General features: G+C 70.0%; 21 protein-coding genes and 1 tRNA gene. 12 read left to right on the forward strand and 10 right to left on the reverse strand.

All coding sequences use genetic code 11. The features are described 5' to 3' along the window. The first annotated feature begins 47 nt into the window (after positions 1-47). On the forward strand, positions 48-992 hold the full coding sequence (locus ABD817_RS04785) for an AraC family transcriptional regulator (RefSeq protein WP_344915336.1): 945 nt from the start codon (positions 48-50) through the stop codon (positions 990-992). On the opposite strand, the gene ABD817_RS04790 is transcribed toward ABD817_RS04785, so the two are convergent. After that, the gene (locus ABD817_RS04790) at positions 980-1738 is read right to left on the reverse strand and encodes an SDR family NAD(P)-dependent oxidoreductase (protein WP_344915338.1); all 759 of its coding nucleotides are present in this window, start codon (positions 1736-1738) and stop codon (positions 980-982) included. The two genes, ABD817_RS04785 and ABD817_RS04790, sit on opposite strands and share 13 nt — an antisense overlap. 161 nt (positions 1739-1899) lie before the next feature. On the opposite strand from ABD817_RS04790, the gene ABD817_RS04795 reads away from it, so the two are divergent. Beyond that, complete coding sequence (locus ABD817_RS04795) at positions 1900-2817, forward strand: helix-turn-helix domain-containing protein (RefSeq protein ID WP_344915340.1); 918 nt, start codon at positions 1900-1902, stop codon at positions 2815-2817. A gap of 387 nt (positions 2818-3204) precedes the next feature. On the opposite strand, the gene ABD817_RS04800 is transcribed toward ABD817_RS04795, so the two are convergent. From ABD817_RS04800 to ABD817_RS04815, 4 genes are all read right to left on the reverse strand, one after another. Beyond that, positions 3205-3277 (reverse strand) — tRNA-Ala (locus ABD817_RS04800). Positions 3278-3390: 113 nt separating this feature from the next. Then, positions 3391-4131 (reverse strand): HAD family hydrolase, encoded by a 741-nt coding sequence (locus tag ABD817_RS04805; RefSeq protein ID WP_344915341.1) that lies wholly within the window; start codon positions 4129-4131, stop codon positions 3391-3393. A gap of 29 nt (positions 4132-4160) precedes the next feature. Beyond that, complete coding sequence (locus ABD817_RS04810; protein WP_211264163.1) at positions 4161-4280, reverse strand: DLW-39 family protein; 120 nt, start codon at positions 4278-4280, stop codon at positions 4161-4163. Positions 4281-4701: 421 nt separating this feature from the next. Then, positions 4702-4986, reverse strand: a complete 285-nt coding sequence (locus tag ABD817_RS04815) for a GNAT family N-acetyltransferase (RefSeq protein WP_344915344.1) — start codon at positions 4984-4986, stop codon at positions 4702-4704. A 319-nt stretch (positions 4987-5305) separates the two neighbouring features. On the opposite strand from ABD817_RS04815, the gene ABD817_RS04820 reads away from it, so the two are divergent. From ABD817_RS04820 to ABD817_RS04845, 6 genes are all read left to right on the forward strand, one after another. Then, positions 5306-5650, forward strand: coding sequence for an STAS domain-containing protein (locus tag ABD817_RS04820; RefSeq protein WP_344915346.1), 345 nt, complete (start codon positions 5306-5308; stop codon positions 5648-5650). A 213-nt stretch (positions 5651-5863) separates the two neighbouring features. After that, entirely contained in the window at positions 5864-6235 is a 372-nt protein-coding gene (locus tag ABD817_RS04825) for an STAS domain-containing protein (RefSeq protein ID WP_344915348.1), read from the forward strand. A gap of 194 nt (positions 6236-6429) precedes the next feature. Further along, positions 6430-6954, forward strand: a complete 525-nt coding sequence (locus tag ABD817_RS04830; protein ID WP_344915350.1) for an ATP-binding protein — start codon at positions 6430-6432, stop codon at positions 6952-6954. An 836-nt stretch (positions 6955-7790) separates the two neighbouring features. Beyond that, on the forward strand, positions 7791-8048 hold the full coding sequence (locus tag ABD817_RS04835) for a ferredoxin (RefSeq protein ID WP_344915352.1): 258 nt from the start codon (positions 7791-7793) through the stop codon (positions 8046-8048). Continuing rightward, entirely contained in the window at positions 8045-9436 is a 1392-nt protein-coding gene (locus ABD817_RS04840) for an NAD(P)/FAD-dependent oxidoreductase (protein ID WP_344915354.1), read from the forward strand. Before ABD817_RS04835 ends, ABD817_RS04840 begins: the two co-directional genes overlap by 4 nt. A 72-nt stretch (positions 9437-9508) precedes the next feature. After that, positions 9509-10729 carry a cytochrome P450 gene (locus ABD817_RS04845; protein ID WP_344915356.1) on the forward strand — a complete coding sequence of 407 codons (1221 nt, stop codon included), beginning with the start codon at positions 9509-9511 and terminating at the stop codon, positions 10727-10729. A 93-nt stretch (positions 10730-10822) separates the two neighbouring features. Here ABD817_RS04845 and ABD817_RS04850 read toward each other — a convergent pair whose 3' ends face one another. Next, a complete protein-coding gene (locus ABD817_RS04850) occupies positions 10823-11539 on the reverse strand; it encodes a YqjF family protein (protein WP_344915358.1) in 717 nt (238 codons plus the stop codon). Next, entirely contained in the window at positions 11512-11805 is a 294-nt protein-coding gene (locus tag ABD817_RS04855; protein WP_344915360.1) for a hypothetical protein, read from the reverse strand. The genes ABD817_RS04850 and ABD817_RS04855 overlap by 28 nt, the downstream gene beginning before the upstream one ends. Positions 11806-11916: 111 nt before the next feature. On the opposite strand from ABD817_RS04855, the gene ABD817_RS04860 reads away from it, so the two are divergent. Further along, complete coding sequence (locus tag ABD817_RS04860; protein ID WP_344915362.1) at positions 11917-12042, forward strand: hypothetical protein; 126 nt, start codon at positions 11917-11919, stop codon at positions 12040-12042. 202 nt (positions 12043-12244) lie between these two features. Beyond that, a protein-coding gene (locus ABD817_RS04865) for an IS3 family transposase (RefSeq protein ID WP_344915616.1) occupies positions 12245-13470 on the forward strand; the annotation gives its coding sequence in 2 pieces (ribosomal slippage) (positions 12245-12557 and positions 12557-13470; 1227 coding nt in all). A gap of 200 nt (positions 13471-13670) precedes the next feature. On the opposite strand, the gene cynS is transcribed toward ABD817_RS04865, so the two are convergent. Both cynS and ABD817_RS04875 read right to left on the reverse strand, forming a co-directional pair. After that, the gene (gene cynS, locus ABD817_RS04870; protein WP_344915364.1) at positions 13671-14114 is read right to left on the reverse strand and encodes a cyanase; all 444 of its coding nucleotides are present in this window, start codon (positions 14112-14114) and stop codon (positions 13671-13673) included. 102 nt (positions 14115-14216) lie between these two features. Further along, entirely contained in the window at positions 14217-14522 is a 306-nt protein-coding gene (locus ABD817_RS04875) for a hypothetical protein (protein WP_344915366.1), read from the reverse strand. 485 nt (positions 14523-15007) lie between these two features. Between ABD817_RS04875 and ABD817_RS04880 the strand changes: the two genes are divergently transcribed. Next, complete coding sequence (locus ABD817_RS04880) at positions 15008-15370, forward strand: gamma-glutamylcyclotransferase family protein (protein WP_344915368.1); 363 nt, start codon at positions 15008-15010, stop codon at positions 15368-15370. Between the two features lie 60 nt (positions 15371-15430). Continuing rightward, the gene (locus ABD817_RS04885; RefSeq protein ID WP_344915370.1) at positions 15431-16612 is read left to right on the forward strand and encodes a molybdopterin molybdotransferase MoeA; all 1182 of its coding nucleotides are present in this window, start codon (positions 15431-15433) and stop codon (positions 16610-16612) included. Positions 16613-16896: 284 nt separating this feature from the next. Here the strand turns inward: ABD817_RS04885 and ABD817_RS04890 are convergent, their stop codons facing one another. After that, positions 16897-17487 (reverse strand): molybdopterin-dependent oxidoreductase, encoded by a 591-nt coding sequence (locus ABD817_RS04890; RefSeq protein ID WP_344915372.1) that lies wholly within the window; start codon positions 17485-17487, stop codon positions 16897-16899. Positions 17488-17514: the final 27 nt, after the last annotated feature.

Consider the following 17514-nt stretch of genomic DNA (forward strand, 5'->3'; position numbering starts at 1 on the left):
TGATGTTCGTCGTCCTTATTTCCTGACATATCGTCCACGGGAGCACGATGCGCGACGCACTCGACGACCTGCTCGGCCGCATGCACGTCGAAGGTTCCTGGTACGCCGCACTCAAAGCCCTGGGCCCCTGGGCCGTCACCTTCGAGACCGCGCCCCTGGCCCGCCTGGTGATCGTGGTCGAGGGCACCTGCCTTCTGACCTCGCCCGACGTGGAAGCGCCGATGGAACTGTCGGCGGGCGACTGCATCGTCGTCCAGCCCGGGATCGGCTTCTCCCTCCAAGACCGCCTGGGCCGCCCGGCGATGCACTGCGAGGCGGTCTTCGCCCGTGCGATCGGCCGCGAGGCGACGGTCGGCGAGAGCGGCCCGGTCACCGCGATCCAGAGCGGACGTTTCTCCTTCGACGCGGCCGCAGCCGAACCTCTCATGCCCCTGCTGCCCCCCATCCTGCGCATCCGCCTGGACGAGGAACGCAGCGCGGCGGTCCGGGCGACCCTGAACCTGATGGCGGCCGAATCGGACGGCGACGGCATGGGCGCCGGCTCGATCATCGACCGCCTGGCGGACGTCCTGTTCATCCAGGTGCTGCGCGCCTGGTGCGCCGCCGACGACGGCCCCGGCGCCGGCTGGATCGCCGCCCTGCGCGTTCCGTCCCTGGCCGTGGCGCTGCGCGCCCTGCACAGCGACCTCGCGAGGCCGTGGACGGTGGCCGACCTCGCCCGCGAGGCGGCGATGTCACGCTCGGCCTTCGCCGCGCTGTTCCGGGACGTGGTGGGCGAGCCGCCACTGTCGTATCTGACGTCGTGGCGGGTCTACCGCGCGAAGGCCCTGCTGAAGGAGACCCGCCACTCACTGTCGGAGATCGCGGTGAGCGTCGGCTACGACAGCGACACGGCCCTGAGCAGAGCTTTCCGCCGCTTCGAAACCCTGCCCCCGGGCGCCTGGCGCCGCGCGCAGACGGGCGGCCCCCGGCCCAAGGATCAGAGGTTCTGACCGCCGGAGACCTCGATGTCCTGGGCGGTGATCCAACGCCCTTCGTCGGAGACGAGGATGGCGATGACAGCGGCGACGTCCTCAGGTTCGCCGATCCGTCCGAGGGCGAAGGTGGCCGCGAGACCGGGCTCGATCTCCGGATGCCTCTCCAGCACGTTGTCGGCGAAACGTGTCCGGGTCGCGCCGGGCGCCACCGAGTTGACCCGGATGCCACGCGGACTCAGCTCCTTGGCCAGATAGCGGGTCAGCACGGTCATCGCGCCCTTCAGCGACGCGTACACCGACCAGCCCGGCCCGGTGACGTTCGCCCGATTCGCGTTACTGGTCAGATTGACCACGGCCCCGCCGTCGGCGATCAGCGGCAGCAGGATCTGGGTGAGGAAGTACGGACCCTTGAACAGGATGCCGGTCTGCCGGTCGAACGACTCCTCGCTGGTGTCCCCGAACATCGACATCTCACCGAAGCCCGCGTTGTTGACCAGACCGTCGAACGTGTCGCGCTGCCAGGTACCGCGCAGCGTGCGGGCCAGGGCGTCGCGGAACGCCGGGAAGGCGGCGGTGTCGCCGGTGTCCAGCCGTAGCGCGACGGCCGTGCCGCCGTCCTTCTCGATCTCGGCGACCACGTCCTGGGCCCGCTCCCGGCCGGTGTTGTAGGTCAGCACCACCCCGGCGCCCCGCTTCGCTATCTGGATCGCCGCGCTCCGGCCGATACCGGAACTGCCACCCGTGACCACAGCAATCTTCATCGAACTTCTCCCGTCTGGAATGGTGGCGGACTTCCGCCGTTACGGCATCGAGCCTCGACGGCCGGACGCGCCCCAGCCAGACACGGCCCGCGCGTACCACCGCGCTGCCTACCACCGGCAGGGGCAGGCTCACGGGCGGGCCAGGAGGGATACTGGAGCGTATGGACCAGCGGCGTACCGAGCTCGGCGAGTTCCTGCGCACCCGCCGCGCCCGCCTCAAACCGCAGGACGTCGGCCTGCCGGACCACGGCCGACGGCGCCGGGTGCCCGGCCTGCGCCGCGAGGAGCTGTCCCAGCTGGCCGGCGTGTCGGTGGCCTACTACACCCGCCTTGAGCAGGGCGAGGCCGGCAACGTGTCGGCGGAGGTACTCGAGTCGATCGCCCGTGCCCTGCGGCTGACCGACTCCGAGCACGCCCACCTCATGCACCTGGCGAAACCCCGGCAGCCCAGGCGCACGTCCGTCGCCCGCCCCCAGCGGGCACGGCCCGGCCTGCTGCGGCTGCTCGACGCGATCACCGACATCCCGGCGTACGTCACGGGCCGCCGGGCCGAGATCCTCGCCTGGAACCCCATGGCCGCGGCGTTGTTCGGCGACTGGTCCCGGCTACCACCCGCCGAGCGCAACTGGGCCCGGATGATCTTCCTCCGGCCGGAGTACAGAGAGCTGTTCGTCGACTGGGAGCAGAAGCAGATCGACGCCGTCTCCGCGCTTCGCATGGAAGCAGGAACCCACCCCGACGACCGCGGCCTGTCGGCGCTGGTCGGTGAGCTGTCGGTGAAGAACGAGGACTTCCGCCGACTGTGGGCCACCCACGACGTCAAGGAGAAGCAGAGCGGAGTCCAGCGCCTGCGCCACCCCCTGGTCGGCGACCTCACACTGCACTACGACTCGTACAGGCCGGCAGGCGACACCGAACAGTGCCTGGTCACCTACTACGCCGAGTCCTCCGGCCCGGCGGAGGAGGCGCTACGCCTCCTGGCCTCCTGGGGCGTCGACGCGACACGTGCCGGGGACACCGGCAGCCTCTGGGTCGGCCACGTTGGACAGGCTCCGCCCTCAACCCCGTCGGCCGGATGACGATCCGTCGACGAGGACGCGGCGCCGTCTTCGTTCTCAGCGCATAGCGAATAGGGCTCGGAAGGAAGCCGCCTTAGGTCAAGTGAGACGATGGAGCTGACGTGCCGTTGTGCCCCAACGCCCACACCCGCTTCAGCCTCTTGCCGCCACCTTGCGGAGTGCCTTGGTCTGCGGAATCCATCGATCCTTTGACGGCCGTAGGTGCTCCGTTTGCCCGGCTCGTCCGTCGTCATGGTGCGGCCACCAGCGGCAGCGAGGGGTGGCGCGAAAGGCCCGTAGGGCACTGGCGAAGGGATCGGGCACGAGAGCGGAAGAAGGCCGAATGAAGATCAAAGCCCAGGTTGCGGCAACATGCCTGACCTGGGCTTTTGTCTGTACAAAGGGAGGTGGAGCCTAGGAGATTCGAACTCCTGACATCCTGCTTGCAAAGCAGGCGCTCTGCCAACTGAGCTAAGGCCCCGAGATTCAAGCCGGTGGCCTGGGGAGATGCCCTGCACGCGGCCTGCTTCAGTCGTACACGGTAGCAACAGGACCCGCTCCTACGCCACTTGGATTCGCGTGGCGGGGCGGGGTTCAGCGGGCGGCGGCGGCCATGGGGGGTTCGACCGGTGCGCCGGTGAGGAGGAGTTCGGGAAGATCGGCGACGGAGTCGAGGAGGTGGGTGGCTCCGCCCTTGATCAGGCGCTCCTTGCTGTGGACGCCGGTCAGGACACCGGCCACCACCGAGGCGCCCGCGCGACGGCCGCAGAGCATGTCGCTCTCGGAGTCGCCGACGACCGCGACCTGGTGGACGTCCTCGACGCCGAGACGCATGACCGCGGTGAGGACCATGTCGGGCAGGGGGCGGCCGCGTCCGCCGACGTCTTCGGGGCACAGGGCGAGGTCGACCTTGTCGGACCAGCCCAGGGCGCTCAGCACGCGGCCGAGGGTGGCGCGGCTGAAGCCGGTGGTGAGGCAGATCCTGATGTCGGCTCCGCGGAGCTTGTCGAGTGCCTCGACGACTCCGGGCAGCGGGACCAGGCCCGCGCGTGCGATGGCGCCCTCGTAGGAGCGCTCGAAGGTCAGGTTGGCCGCCTGGGCCTGGGCCTCGTTGTCCGGGAAGATGCCCCGGAAGACGTCGATCGTGGAGCATCCCCGGGACCGGTGCACGTGCACCATGGCGCGAGCGTACGCACCGGTCCCGGGCACGATGCCCTGCGTGGCGATCGCCTCGGCGAACGCCCGCTCGACCATGGCGACATCACCGATCGTGGTGCCTGCCAGATCCAGGCAGACAAGCCTGATGGGTGTTATTCCATCTTGGGCAAGGACCATGAAAGCACCCGAATCGGTAGCCGCGTCTGTCAGTTCTCGCTGCCGGTGGCTTCGGTCCACAGGTCAAGCTCGGCGCGGTCGGCCTGCACCTTGCGCCAGACCAGCAGCCCCCCGAGGGCGACAAGCGCCAGAACGAGCAACTTCTTCACGGTGTGACCCCACTTCTTGAGAAGTCTCACCTGCCGGGGTGAGACAACGCCCGGTTCGAACGGTTCCCTGCAGCCTAGCAAGGGATCGGGCCATGATCCGGTCTGCACGACAAGCCACCTGGGCTGATCTGCACTAACCGGGTTATTTTCAGCATCCTGCCGTACGGCACGCGTTCCGACGATCACCATCCACTGTGAGTCTTATCGCGAAACCGTTCTGTTTCTCACGATAACCCCCGCGACGCCCCGGCCTTACCCCGCCGGAGGTTTCGGCCCCCGGCCGCTCGGGGATTGGTGCCGCCCACCATGGGCACGACCAGCGCATCCGCTCGCTCCGGCCCGATTATCCTGAGCGCGAATGACACAAACCCGCTCGGTATGGAGCTTTTCCATCCGGATAGCCCCAGAGGACACGGGCGAGTCAGGTGCCTTCGACGAGATCGGCGTAGTCGGGGTGACGGTCGATCCACTCCCGCACGAACCAGCAGAGGGGGACGACCTTCGCGTTCTCCGCGCGAGCCGCGTCCAGTGCCGTACGGACGAGCGCGGCCCCCACCCCCTTGCCCTCGTATTCCGGCTGGACCTTGGTGTGGGGGTAGACGATGACTCCGTCACGCCGGACGAGGTCCAGCCGCCCCGCCTGCCTGCCGTCCACCTCCGCCACGAAGGCGTCACCGCCGGGGGAGAGCTTGACGTCCGCCTGCATGGAGATCCTCCTTGAGCCAGGCCGCCGTACGGCCGTACGGCGGTTCCTTTTGGTCAGCCGATCCCGCGCCGCGTTCATTCCCGGTCTCCCGCCCGCCCATATCCAGGCCATGACGGAAGGTAGTCACTCGGGTACGGCGTGCTTCCGATTTCCGCGGACCGAAACTCGCGGGTCACGGACCGTATCGGAAGTCGCCCGGTTGAAGGATGATGGAGGCAGACGCCCGGCGCGACCGGCGTCCCATGGTGATCAGCCGACCTGTCTGTGCTGGTACGACAGACGTTGACTGACCTTCATGCGCTCCCAGAAGGTGATCGCGATGACAGGTGATGTCGACCACGGTTCGCTGCGTATCCTCTTCACCGACCGGCCCGTCGGCGTGTGCTGCGAGGGGGACATCGATCTCTGCACGCGGCGCGTTCTGGTACGGGCGCTCGCCATGGCGGTGGAACGGACCGCCGGTGATCTGTACGCCGACCTCCACGGCGTCGATTTCGTCGACGTCGGCGGCCTGAGAGTGCTGGCGGAGACGGCGTTCGGGATGGCGGGCGGCCGAAGACTGATCGTCGACGGTCTCCGCCCGCACACGCGGCGGATCGTCGCGCTGTGCGGCTGGACGGATGTGCTCACCACCGGTCCGGACACCGTAACCACAGTGGGATAACTACTGATTGCTCCTCAGTTGTACCGTAAGAGTTCTCTAGAGGAATTCGGAGGATCGTACGCTGAGAGTCACCAGATCGGCCCCCTCCCCGGCTCCCGGCCCCCGGGTGATCGTGATCGGGTCGCCGCTCTCCGGTTCCGATCCGGGCATCGTGCCCGGCGGCCGTCCTCCAGCGGCGTCCCCCTCCCACCGACTGTCTGCAGAGGTATATCCGTGAGCGCTGCCGTCCGCGTGACCGACGTGTCCGACCCCGCTGCGCAGGAGACGCTTCTCCTCGCCCTGGCCGGCGAGCTGGACTACAGCAACGCCGAACGGTTCCACCACGACCTGCAAGAAGCCATCGGCGAGAACAGGGGCGACCTCGTCATCGACCTGACCGATCTGACGTTCTGCGACTCCACGGGAATCCAGAGCTTCCTGAACACCCGCCAGTCCGTCCAGGATCGCGGCGGCAGCATCGTCCTGGCCAATCTGCACCCCCGCCTGGAGAGGCTCTTCCACCTGACCGGCCTCGCCCAGGCCTTCGGCATCCAGCCCACCGTTGCCGACGCCCTCAAGGCGCTGCGGCCCAGCCAGCCGTCGTAGCGGATCCCGGACCCCGCTCGGCCGTCGCTTTCCGGGGTACGACCGAGCGAACATCTGTTGGCTCGGGCGGTCGTAAGTTGGCAATGAGCGGGCAGGTGTCTAGCATCGTGTAACTCGTCAGCAACGCCCTGATTCTGGAGCAAGTCGGCTCGCCCCCCGGTGACTGCCAGATAAGGCGACCTCAAGGGGGTGTCGTGACCGGCGACCACGGCCAGCACTGGCCGATCGACGAGGACCTCAGCGCTCTGCGGGAGCGTCTCCAATATCATGCCGTTCGAGCCGGCATGCGGGGCGAACGGCTGGACGATCTCCTCCTCGTCACCAACGAGGCGGTCATCAACGTCCTGGAGCACGGCGGGGGCAAGGGCACGCTGGCCATCCGGCGGAACGAGACCCACTTGACCATCGAGGTCACCGACACCATGGGCCTCCTGACGATCTGGCACGTCCCCGGCGAACGTCCGACGGGGACCGTGCGGGGGTTCGGCCTGTGGCTGATGAACCAGCTGTGCGACGAGTTCGCCATCGAGCAGACCGAGCAGGGGTCGTGTGTCCGCCTGCGCATGCTCCTTGGCCGTCAGGTGGAGGGGGACGAGGCCGGGGGTCCGGCCGACTCGGCGCGGGAGGGCTCCCCCTCCGGCACCCCCGATCCCGTACGGGGTGACCCCGACTCCGCGCGGGACGATCCCGGCCAGGACGAGCTCCAGGTCTCGTTCTGAGAGATCCCGGAGAGTTCCGGTGGCCTTCGTGGCCCGCCGTCGGCGGGCCACGAAGAGCCGACATGTGGACACGGCCTGACGAGGCCTGACGGGCGGACGCTGGACCGGCCAGGACAAGGCCGGAGCCAGAGGTCGAGGTCGGGGGCGAGGTCAGGTGATGTCGCGGCGCCGAAGGCCGAGCAGCCCGGCGAGGGCGATCCCGGCGAGGCCCCGGACGGCGGGGATCCAGAGCGGCGTGGCACCGAGGACGCGGGTGCAGGGGGTCGTCGCGAGTCATCTCTCTGTCACCGACCCACCCCTCTCCGTACGCAATCCTTGACCGTCACCTGACGGAAGGCCGAACGCACCGGCCAAATGTCCGAGATACGCTTGTTTGTGCAGTTCAGCGCCTTGTCGGGTGATGTCGTGGGGAGACATCCGCGATGTTCACCGGGGCCGGTTCGGGCTCTCCGTGGCCGCCCGGGAAAACCCGGGGAGACCCGTAGGCCCGGGAAAGCGCAGGAAGATTCGGGGAGACTCGGAAAGGTCCGGAGAACCCCGGAAACCGATACCAAGCCCGAAAATCGACACCGAAACCTCGGCACCCACAGCGTCTCCCGGGCTTTCCGAGGCTTCGGGACCTTTCAGAAGCCAGGACGTCTTCCGGGGCTTTCCAAGGCTTCGGGACCCTTCGGAAGTCACAGCGTCTCCCTGGGCCTTCCGAAGGGCCCCCTCCAGAAGTCACAACGTCCGGCGGCACGTGGAGGCGCTCGCCAGGACGGCACCGAGACCGGCCTCGCTGTCCCGGTTCTCTCCGTCTCGCTCAGCCGTACGCAGGTCCGGAAGGGATGGTCCGTATGAGAGTTGTCGTCGATCTGGCGCGGTGCCAGGGATACGCGCAGTGTGCCTTCCTGGCCCCGGACACGTTCCGGATGTGGGGCGAGGAGGCGCTCATGTTCCACTCCAGTCCCGACGAGGCGCAGCGGGACCAGATCCTGCGCGCGGTGGCCGCCTGCCCGGTCCAGGCGATCCTCGTCGACCTGGTGGACGGGGCCGAGCCCCCGCCCGAGACGGCGACGGCGACGGCCGCGGCGACCGGAACGGGAACGGCGTGACCAGCGAGCAGAGCAGGGAGGCCTTCAGGCGCGACGGCCGCATCGTCGTCGTCGGCGCCTCCCTCGCGGGGCTGCGGGCCGCGGAGGCGCTCCGCGACGAGGGCTTCACCGGGTCGCTCACCCTCGTCGGGGACGAGGCGTGCGAGCCCTACGACCGGCCCCCGCTGTCCAAGCAGGTCCTGACCGGCTGGGTGCCCGCGGACGGCACCGCGCTGCCCCGGCGCCGTGAGATCGACGCGGAGTGGCTGCTCGGCGTGCCCGCCTCCGGGCTGGACCTCGCGGGCAAGCGGGTGGAGCTCGCGGACGGCCGGGAGGTCCCCTTCGACAGGTTGCTGATCGCCACCGGTGTGCGCGGCAGGCCATGGGCCGACAGGGCGGAGGCCGCCCTGGACGGCGTGTTCGTGGTACGCACCCGCGAGGACTCGGGCCGCCTGTGGGAGCGGCTGGCCGCCGGGCCCGGCCGGGTGCTCGTCATCGGGGCCGGATTCGCCGGTTCCGAGATCGCCTCGGTGTGCCGCGAACGCGACATCCCGGTGACCGTCGCCGAGAACGCCGAGGCCCCGCTGGTGGGAGCGCTCGGAAGCATGGTCGGCTCGATCGCCGCGAACCTCCAGCGCGCCCACGGCGTCGACCTGCGCTGCGGCGTCAAGGTCACGCGGCTGGAGGGGGACGAGCGGGGACGGGTGCGCCGCGCCCACCTCTCCGACGGCGGCACGGTCGACGCCGACGTGGTGGTGGTCGCGCTCGGCGGCGTGCGCAACACCGAGTGGCTGCGGGACTCGGGGCTGGCCGCCGGTGTCTGGGGGGTGGCCTGCGACTCGGGCTGCCGGGCGTTCGACGTCAACGGCCTGGTCACCGACGACGTCTTCGTCGCCGGGGACGTGGCACGCTGCCCGCACCCGGTCTACGAGTATCGGTTCCTGTCGCTGGAACACTGGGCCAACGCGGTGGAACAGGCCCAGGTCGCGGCCCACAACATGGTCAGCTCCCCGACCGACCGCTGGCCGCACCTGTCCATGCCGGCGTTCTGGTCGACGCAGTTCGGCGTCAACATCAAGTCCGTCGGTGTCCCGGTCCTGTCGGACGAGGTCGTCGTGACGCAGGGATCGGTGGAGGAATACCGTTTCGTCGCCGCGTACGGCTACCGCGGCCGGGTCACCGCGGCGGTCAGCTTCGACAACACCAAGTGGCTCGACCACTACCGGCACCTGATCGAGACGGCGGCCCCCTTCCCGCCCTCCTGTCCCACACCCGACCGGCCCGCCGACATGAGGCCGGTGCCCGCCCACTTCCCCAGCTCGGTGATCATCACCCACGGGGCCACGGTGGTGGTCACCGGCTACGAGCCCAGCGAGCGGCGCGTGGCGTTCGCGCGGCCGGGCGGCTGACCTGTTCGACCGGGTCCCACCGGGTCCGACCACAGGGACGGCGGGAACCGGCACACCCTAGGAGAAGCGGCCATGACAGTCACCCAGGCGTCCAGCGTCTTCCAGCGGATCCTCGACCACTCCAGCCGGGCCGACCCGTACCCGCTCTACGCCGAACTGCGCAAAACCCCGGTGGCCCGGCAGGAGGACGGCGGCTACATCGTCAGCACCTACCGGGAGATCACCGCGCTGCTGCACGACCCGCACGTCAGTTCCAACACGGACAACCTCCACGATCCGGGGCCCTCCGTCGCCATACGCGGGGACTCACCGGCGTTCATCGGCCTCGACCCGCCGGAGCACGACCGGCTGCGCCGCATGGCGATGCGGTACTTCGGCCCCCCGCACACGCCCACGCTGGTAGACGACATGCGCCCCGACCTGAGGGCCATCGTCACGAACCTGATCGACAACCTGGTGAGCAAGGACGAGATCGACATCGTCGACGACTTCGCCTACCCCTTCCCCGTCACGGTGATCTGCCACCTGCTCGGCGTACCCCGCGAGGACGAGCCTCGGTTCCACGGGTGGGTCGAGGCGATCGTCGGGCTGCTCGACTTCAACCCCGCGACCGACCCCGAGGAGCGCATGCGGGAGGGCGTACGGGCCCGCGAGGACCTCAGGGCGTACCTCGCCGAGCTCCTGGAGAGCCGCCGGGGCCGGCCACCGGGAAACGACCTGCTGTCCCGGCTGGCCAACGACGACGGACCCGACGGGCGCATGACGGACGAGGAGATCGTCAGCACCGCCAACCTGCTGCTCATCGCGGGCCACGAGACGACCGTCAACCTGATCACCAACGGCGCGCTGACGCTGCTGCGCCATCCCGACGTGCTGGAACGCCTGCGCCGCGATCCCGGAATGATCGTCCGGACGGTCGAGGAACTGCTGCGCTACGAGCCACCGGTGCAGCTCGTCCTCTGGCGGGCCGCCTACAGCGACCTCACCGTCGCGGACACCGTCATCCCGAAGGGCTCGCGGATCACGCTCGTGCTCGCCTCCGGCAACCGCGATCCCGCCTACTTCCGCGACCCCGACCGGTTCGATCCCGACCGGCGGGACAACCAGCACCTCGGTTTCGGCGGGGGCGTCCACCTGTGCTTCGGCGCTCCCCTGGCCCGGCTGGAGACGCAGATCGCGCTGAACGAGCTCTTCCGCAACCTGGAGGGCCCCCGGCTCGTCGCCGACCCGCCCCCGTACCGGCAGAGCGCGGTCCTGCGCGGCCCGCGCCACCTCCTCGTCAGGCAGGAGTGACGCCACGGACCTCGTTCAGGCAGGAGTGACGGTACGGTCCTCGTCAGGCAGGAGTGACGGCACGGGCCCGAGCCGGGCGGAGGGGCCCGCGCGTCACCGGGTCCACATCCCGATCCGTACCGGCACCCCGGGGGAGCCGTGCAGCACGGGAGGGTGGTCCGGGGCGTCGAGCCCTCCCGCCTGGAGCAGGTCCTGGTCCAGGCGGACCAGCCTGGCGTGGCGCAGCGGCCAGTCGGGGTGCTCGATCTGGGCGGTGGCCGTCCTGCCCGCGACCGTGGTGAACAACCGGTAGCGGGCGGTCAGGAAGTGCGCCAGCTCGTCGCGCTCCGGCTCCGCGAACGGCGGGCCGACCTCCACGATCGCGTCGCACCGCGCGCCCACGGGTCCCGGCAGGCGCCGCCGGCAGCGGTAGCCGCGCCGCTCGCCGACGGCGCGGACGGCCATCCGGGACCAGAAGTAGGGCAGCCCGTACGTGGCCCGCGCGCCGAGCACCGCGAGCAGCCGCCCGGCGTCCAGCGACAGGAACCAGACGCCGTCACGCCCCAGCTCGTCCCGTACGTACGTGCGCACGTTCGTCTCGGGAAACCGCGACAGCCACGGCAGGGCGGGCACGCCCGGCGCCCGCACGTCCTCCATCAGGAAGGTGGTGAGGCCGACCCAGGCCGCGCCGTCGAAGGTCTCGACCGTGAGCCCCGGGGGCAGCAGCCGCTGGATCGCGGCGGGTGGGTACCGCCAGTGCATGAAGGTCATCTCGGACCAGCGGTGGTACATGACCGGGTGGGTCAGGTGCGGGGACGGCGGAGCCTGCATGACCGCTCCTTCTCGGGTGGTGGCGGTGCCCGGGTGACGGCATCCGCCACTTGTCGTGACCACGGCTTCTTGGCAACGGCGTCGGGTATCGTCCCGCGCGATACCCACAGGGCGGCCAATCCAATCTCGACCACCTTGAGCGTCTCGACCGTCTCGACTTTCGACAGGGCCAGACTGTCGCGCGCGGAATTCATGTCAGTGGCGTCGCCATCTCTGAAAGCCGCGGAGCCGGCAAGGACCACCAGAACGCCATCGGCGCCGATCACGCCTTCTACGGCATCACCCGGCCCGTCGCCCGGACGCTCGCCTGGCTGATCCGCCACGACCCGGCCACCGCCGCCCGCACGATCGACCAGATCACCGGCGAAGCCCTGCGAATGGAGATCCCCCGTCAGGTCAGCGAACGCTCGATCGCCACCGCCCTATCCCTCGACGCCTTCTTCGACGCCGCGGCCCTCAACGATTTCCTCGCCCGCGTCTTCGCTCCCGACACCACCGCGTAAGGGAAGATCACGTACCGGCCGTGCAGGGTCGGCGTCCGGGCCCTCACGAAACCGGAACGGTGAATGCTTTCCTGGCCGGTCCCGGATCATCCACCAACCTGTCGAAATCATCCGACGCCCTGTCTTCGAGCGCGGGCCTTTCCCCTTAAACGTGGACACCTTGGAGACTGGATCTTGAGGTCCAGGGGAAGAGATGTCCCTGATGGTGATGAAGAACTACCCGCCCGAGTTCAAGGCCGATGCGGTGGCGTTGGTGCTGTCGAGGCCGGACCGGACGATCACGTCGATCGCGCGGGATCTGGGAGTCAGCCGCGAGACGCTGCGGGTGTGGGTACGAGCCGCGCAGGCTCGGGGTGAGGGCGGGTGGCGAGCGGCTGGCGGGGTCAGCACCGGCAAGGACACCTCGGCCGGGCCCGTAGCCTCAGACGATGTGTTGGAAGAGGAGAACAAGCAGCTCAAGGCGCGAATCCGGGAGCTGGAGCAAGAGCGCGACATTCTGCGCAAGGCGGCCAAGCTTTTCGCGAACGAGACAAACTGGTGAACCGCTTCCAGTTTGTTGAGGATCACAAGGCGCTCTACGGGGTGAAGCGGTTGTGCCGGGTGCTGCAGGTGTCACGCTCGGGCTTCTACCGATGGTTGAAGGGTGTTGCGGCGCGGTTGGCCCGCCGCCAGGCCGATGAGCGACTGGCCGGGCGGATGCGGCGGATCCATGGCGAGTATGAGGGCACCTACGGCTCGCCTCGGATGACGGCCGAGCTGCGCGCGGCCGGGATCGTGGTCAACCACAAGCGGGTGGAACGAGTGATGCGCGAGCACGGCATCGCCGGGCTGCATCTACGCAAGAAGGTCCGCACCACCGTCTCGGAACCGGACGCGGCACCGGTGGCGGACCTGCTCCGGCGTGACTTCACCGCCGAGCAGCCGAACACCCGCTACGTCGGCGATATCACCTATCTGCCCGTCAGCGGCGGCCGGTTCCTCTACCTGGCCACGGTCGTGGATCTGTATTCGCGTCGGCTGGTGGGCTGGTCGATCGCCGATCACATGCGCACCGAGCTTGTTGTCGACGCGCTGCAGGCCGCGGCGCACACTCGAGGCGGCCCTCTGGACGGCGCGGTGTTTCACACCGACAACGGGGCGCAGTATTGCTCGCGGGAGTTCGCGCGGGCCTGCCGCCGGCTCGGCGTCACCCGCTCGCGCGGTGCGGTCGGCACCAGCGCCGACAACGCGGCGGCCGAGTCCTTCAACGCGAGTCTGAAACGCGAGACACTGCAGGGCGCACACCACTGGCCCGACGCCCGCACCGCCCGCCTGGCCGTGTTCGGCTGGATCACCCGCTACAACACGATCCGGCGGCACTCCCGGCTCGGCCAGCTCAGCCCGATCGACTACGAGAAGACGACAGATAGCCTGAAGTCTGCCGCCTGAAATCGGTGTCCACGTTTATGGGGGAAGCCCCCGCGTCTTCTCCCAGCGATCCGGGTGGGGTCACGAGGTGCTGGAAGCCTGCCCCGAGATCAAGGCAGACCTCGGGGAACGAGAGGTGGGCGCGGACGAACACGTGCCAGGTGGGAACCCGCACGCCATCGGTCGCGCCTGCCTCCTCTTTGTGTCCGTGCCCGTGTTCGTCACCACTGGTAGGGGAGGTACTTCCCGTCCATGGTGATGACGACGCGGTCACCGGCCGGGTCCGGCACGCGCTGTACGTCCAGGCGGAAGTTGATGGCGCTCATGATGCCGTCGCCGCACTGTTCGTGGATCAGTTCCTTGATGGTCGGCCCATAGACCTGGATGACCTCGTACAGCCGGTAGATCGTCGGATCGACCGGAACGGCGGCGTCGAGCGCCCCGCGTGTGGGCTGTGACCGCAGGGCCGCCGCGACGTCTTCGCGGAGTTCGAGGAGAGCCACCGCCGCGGCGGCCTCATCCTTGCTCATCGGGTGCTGGCCGAGCAGCGCGGCCGTCGTCCACGCCGGCGGCCTGCCGACCGCCTCGGCGAGCTGGGCCCAGGTCACCCCCGTGGCGACCTTGGCCTGCCGGACGGCTTCGGCCGCCTCCTTCTTGGTGAGCACGAGGCTCCTTTCGTATCGATCATGACCTGACGCGCGGGAGAGTTCGGGGCACGGCCCGCGGGAGTCGCCCTTCCGCGGCCGCCTCGCCCCTGTGGATTGCGGCTAGCGCGTGCGGGTGCTGCAGGAGTGGGCGCCGGTCCCGGCCAGCTCGCGGTCGAAGGCCGAGTCGTCGCCGTCCTTGTCGGAGGTGACCACCAGCGTGTGGCCGCGTTCTTCGAGGAAGCGGCGCAGGCCCAGCTCGCCGGAGACGCTGCCGAGCAGGTGGCCGGGGGTGAAGTCGATGCCCTTGGGGGTGGGCAGCGTCTGGCCGCCCGGGTAGGCGGCCAGCTCGGGCAGGCCGTCCCTCGCATAAGAGGCCGGGTATCCGTCGATCGGGTCGTCGTAGAGCACGCACAGTACTTTGGCCATGACCTCTGCTCCTCGTCACCGGGGGGTGATCACACTCTTCCTCCGGGCGTTTCCTCAGGTCAAAGCGTTTGTGTCTATCGCGTGATAGGTGCCGGCTATGCCAGGTGCCCACCGGTCGGCCGGTCGAGGACCTCGCGCGGGCCGAGGGGCGGGCGAGGTCCGGCAGGGCTCGCGCGTCACCGGCTCCGGGCTCGCGCGTCACCGGCTCCGGGCTCGCGTATCACCGGCTCCGGGTTCGTGCCGGGCACGACCAAGCCCCCCACGACTTTCCGAACGGCCGCTCCGGCCGTACCGCGCCCATGCCGTCGGGCACCGCGAACATGCGCGATCACGCTCGACCAGCGGTGCGTGCGGCGTGGGCGAACAGGCCGAGACGGTGCCGGTCTCGATCGTCGGGACGGCCATCACGTCGGCGATGGCACCACGCGTGACAACAGCGCAATCTCGGCCATGAACAACGATCGCGGCTGGGGGATGATGGCCGCATGATCGATGATCCTGTTGTCCTGTTCTCCTATGGCACACCGCGCCGGCGTGAGGTGCGACTGCCGGTGGTCGGGCGCGAGGTCGAGGGCACCCCTGGCCGCCTGCCCGGCTGTCGGCCGTCCACGGTGGAGATCACCGATCCGCACGTCGGCGGGGTCAGCGGCGCCAGGCATCATCCGATCCTGGAAGCCACCGGTGATGAGGCCGACGTCGTCGACGGAACCGCTCTTCGCCTCACCGATGGCGAGCTCGCCGCGGCCGACGCCTACGAGGTCGATGACTACCGGCGCGCCCTGGTGCCGCTCACGTCCGGGCTCCACGGCCGGGTGTACGCGGCCGGCCACAACCCGCCAGGGACATGACCAGGGGGCGTCCCGTGGCGCCGTCGTCCTTCCCGGAGACCGGGACCGTGGAGCGTGATCATGACGGCTGACCGGGAAACGCGTCGTGACGTCCCCTGGGCCACGGCGAGAGAGTACGCGCACGCGGCGGCCGAGCCGACACCGCCTGTCCGCGTGACGCTCGACCGGGCGGCGGGCCTGGTGCTCGCCGCGGATCTCGTCGCGGCGACGCCCCTGCCGGCCTTCGACACCTCCGCGATGGACGGGTTCGCCGTGGCGGGTACCGGTCCATGGACGATCGTCGGCAGCGCCCGCCCCGGCCGATCATGGACGGGTGGGCGGCTGGAGGACGGCCACGCGGTGGAGATCTCGACCGGGGCCGTCGTTCCTCCGGGGACGCGGGCGGTGCTTCCGGTCGAACGGGCCACTGCCGACGAGGGCGGTGTGTCCGGTCCCACGCCACCGAACGGGAAGCACATCCGCCACACCGGGGAGGACGCCGCCGCCGGTGCGCGGCTGGCACCTGCGGGCACCCGGGTGGGCCCGGCGCTTTTCGGTCTGGCCGCCTCCTGCGGCTACGACGAGTTGCTGGTCCGCCGTGCCCCGGCCGTACGGGCGATCGTCACCGGAGGTGAGCTGGTCCGTCACGGCCGCCCCGGGCCGGGCCGGGTCCGTGACGCGCTGGGCCCGATGCTGCCGTCACTGGTCGCGGATCTGGGCGGCCGCCTCGACGGCCTCGTTCATGTGCCCGACCAGCCCTCCACCGCTTTGGGGGAAGCGGTGGAGGCGGCTGCCGACGCCGATGTCGTCGTGGTCACCGGCTCGACGTCGGTCGGTGTCACCGACGGGCTGCGCCGGCTGCTCGGCGAACGCGGCGCCCGCTGGATCGTCGACGCGGTCGCGTGCCGGCCGGGCCACCCTCAGCTTCTGGCCCGTTTGCGCGGTGGTCCTTACGTCATCGGGCTTCCCGGCAACCCGTTCGCCGCGCTGACCGCCGCGTACACGCTGCTCGGCCCGCTTTTGGCCGGGCTGTCGGGCCGTGTGCTCGGCCGCCTGCCGCAGGCTCCGCTGATCACCGCGGTACCGGCACCCGCCGGCCGTACCCGCGTCGTCCCGGTCGCCTGGGACGGCCCCGGTGTGCGGGCTCTTGGCGGGGACCGTCCGGCGTTCCTCAACGGCGCGGCCCTCGGGGACGCTCTGGCGGCGGTCCCGCACGGGATCGAGCCGGGGCAGCCGGTGCCGCTCATCCTGCTGCGCGGCTGAACGCCGGTGAGGAGCCGCGGAGCCGGCACAGGCGCCGCATCGGTCTCGTGGGCGGACGTGGAAGGGTCGACGCGGCCGATCCTCCTGGCACGTACCGACCAGGCCCATCACCTTCGGGTGCGTTCGAGGCCGCGCAGGAGCTGGGGTTGGCCCAGGGCAGCGAGGTGATCGCGGTGATCAAGGCTTCCGACCTGATCCTGGCGGTACGGGACTGAGGGCGCGGCGGGCCGGACGGCAGCCCTGGAAACGGGGGGCGGGCCGTCCGGCGCCGGATCCGGCCGGGTTCAGCCGCGGTCGACGAGGGCGTCGACGTCGCCGACGTGCAGGTGGACGACGCCGCTGACGTACCGGCCGCCCTTGACGTCCCCGGGGACGACCAGCCGGGGCCCTTCGGCGTCCAAGCTCGCGCCGTCCTGGCTGACGGCCAGCAGCACCTTCTTGCCGGAGAAGGCCGGGTCGAGCTCGGAGAGGGAGACGATCGCGCGGTAGCCGTCGGATCCGGTGGCGGCGACGAAGAAGCGTAGCTGGTCGTTCTTGGTCTCGGCGTCCAGGCGGGGTTTGGTCAGGGCGAGCACGTCGCCCAGCAGGGGGCCGGTGAAGGTGTGTTTCTCGGTGCCGCGTGAGCTTTGGTAGCGCACCCGCACCGTGTGCTGGGGCAGGGAGCGCAACCGCGCCAGGGTGAACGAGCGCGGGTGGGCGACGTCACCGCGGACCTTCACCGCGGGAGCGGCCTCCAGGACCCGGTGCGTCGTGGCGGTGCCGAGGTCGATGCCGCCGGTGGAGGTGGTGGCGGCCGCGGTGCCGGTGAGCGGCACCGTCGTGGCCAGAAGCAGGGCGGCGATGAGGCGCCGGTTCCGGCGCGTGCGCAGGGACATGGACGCTTTCCCCTCTCTCGGATGCAA

Source organism: Streptosporangium oxazolinicum, assembly GCF_039537505.1.
GTDB lineage: Bacteria > Actinomycetota > Actinomycetes > Streptosporangiales > Streptosporangiaceae > Streptosporangium > Streptosporangium oxazolinicum.

Bases quoted from the DNA above. Each gene is read 5' to 3' on its own strand.
- ABD817_RS04815 (WP_344915344.1), bottom strand. From the start codon at position 4,986: ATGCAGGCGGACGTCAAGCTCTCCCCCGGCGGTGACGCCTTCGTGGCG.
- ABD817_RS04885 (WP_344915370.1), top strand. From the start codon at position 15,431: ATGACGGCTGACCGGGAAACGCGTCGTGACGTCCCCTGGGCCACGGCG.
- ABD817_RS04880 (WP_344915368.1), top strand. From the start codon at position 15,008: ATGATCGATGATCCTGTTGTCCTGTTCTCCTATGGCACACCGCGCCGG.
- ABD817_RS04805 (WP_344915341.1), bottom strand. From the start codon at position 4,131: ATGGTCCTTGCCCAAGATGGAATAACACCCATCAGGCTTGTCTGCCTG.
- ABD817_RS04875 (WP_344915366.1), bottom strand. From the start codon at position 14,522: ATGGCCAAAGTACTGTGCGTGCTCTACGACGACCCGATCGACGGATAC.
- ABD817_RS04820 (WP_344915346.1), top strand. From the start codon at position 5,306: ATGACAGGTGATGTCGACCACGGTTCGCTGCGTATCCTCTTCACCGAC.
- ABD817_RS04890 (WP_344915372.1), bottom strand. From the start codon at position 17,487: ATGTCCCTGCGCACGCGCCGGAACCGGCGCCTCATCGCCGCCCTGCTT.
- ABD817_RS04785 (WP_344915336.1), top strand. From the start codon at position 48: ATGCGCGACGCACTCGACGACCTGCTCGGCCGCATGCACGTCGAAGGT.
- ABD817_RS04850 (WP_344915358.1), bottom strand. From the start codon at position 11,539: ATGCAGGCTCCGCCGTCCCCGCACCTGACCCACCCGGTCATGTACCAC.
- ABD817_RS04860 (WP_344915362.1), top strand. From the start codon at position 11,917: ATGGAGATCCCCCGTCAGGTCAGCGAACGCTCGATCGCCACCGCCCTA.
- ABD817_RS04835 (WP_344915352.1), top strand. From the start codon at position 7,791: ATGAGAGTTGTCGTCGATCTGGCGCGGTGCCAGGGATACGCGCAGTGT.
- ABD817_RS04845 (WP_344915356.1), top strand. From the start codon at position 9,509: ATGACAGTCACCCAGGCGTCCAGCGTCTTCCAGCGGATCCTCGACCAC.
- ABD817_RS04790 (WP_344915338.1), bottom strand. From the start codon at position 1,738: ATGAAGATTGCTGTGGTCACGGGTGGCAGTTCCGGTATCGGCCGGAGC.
- ABD817_RS04795 (WP_344915340.1), top strand. From the start codon at position 1,900: ATGGACCAGCGGCGTACCGAGCTCGGCGAGTTCCTGCGCACCCGCCGC.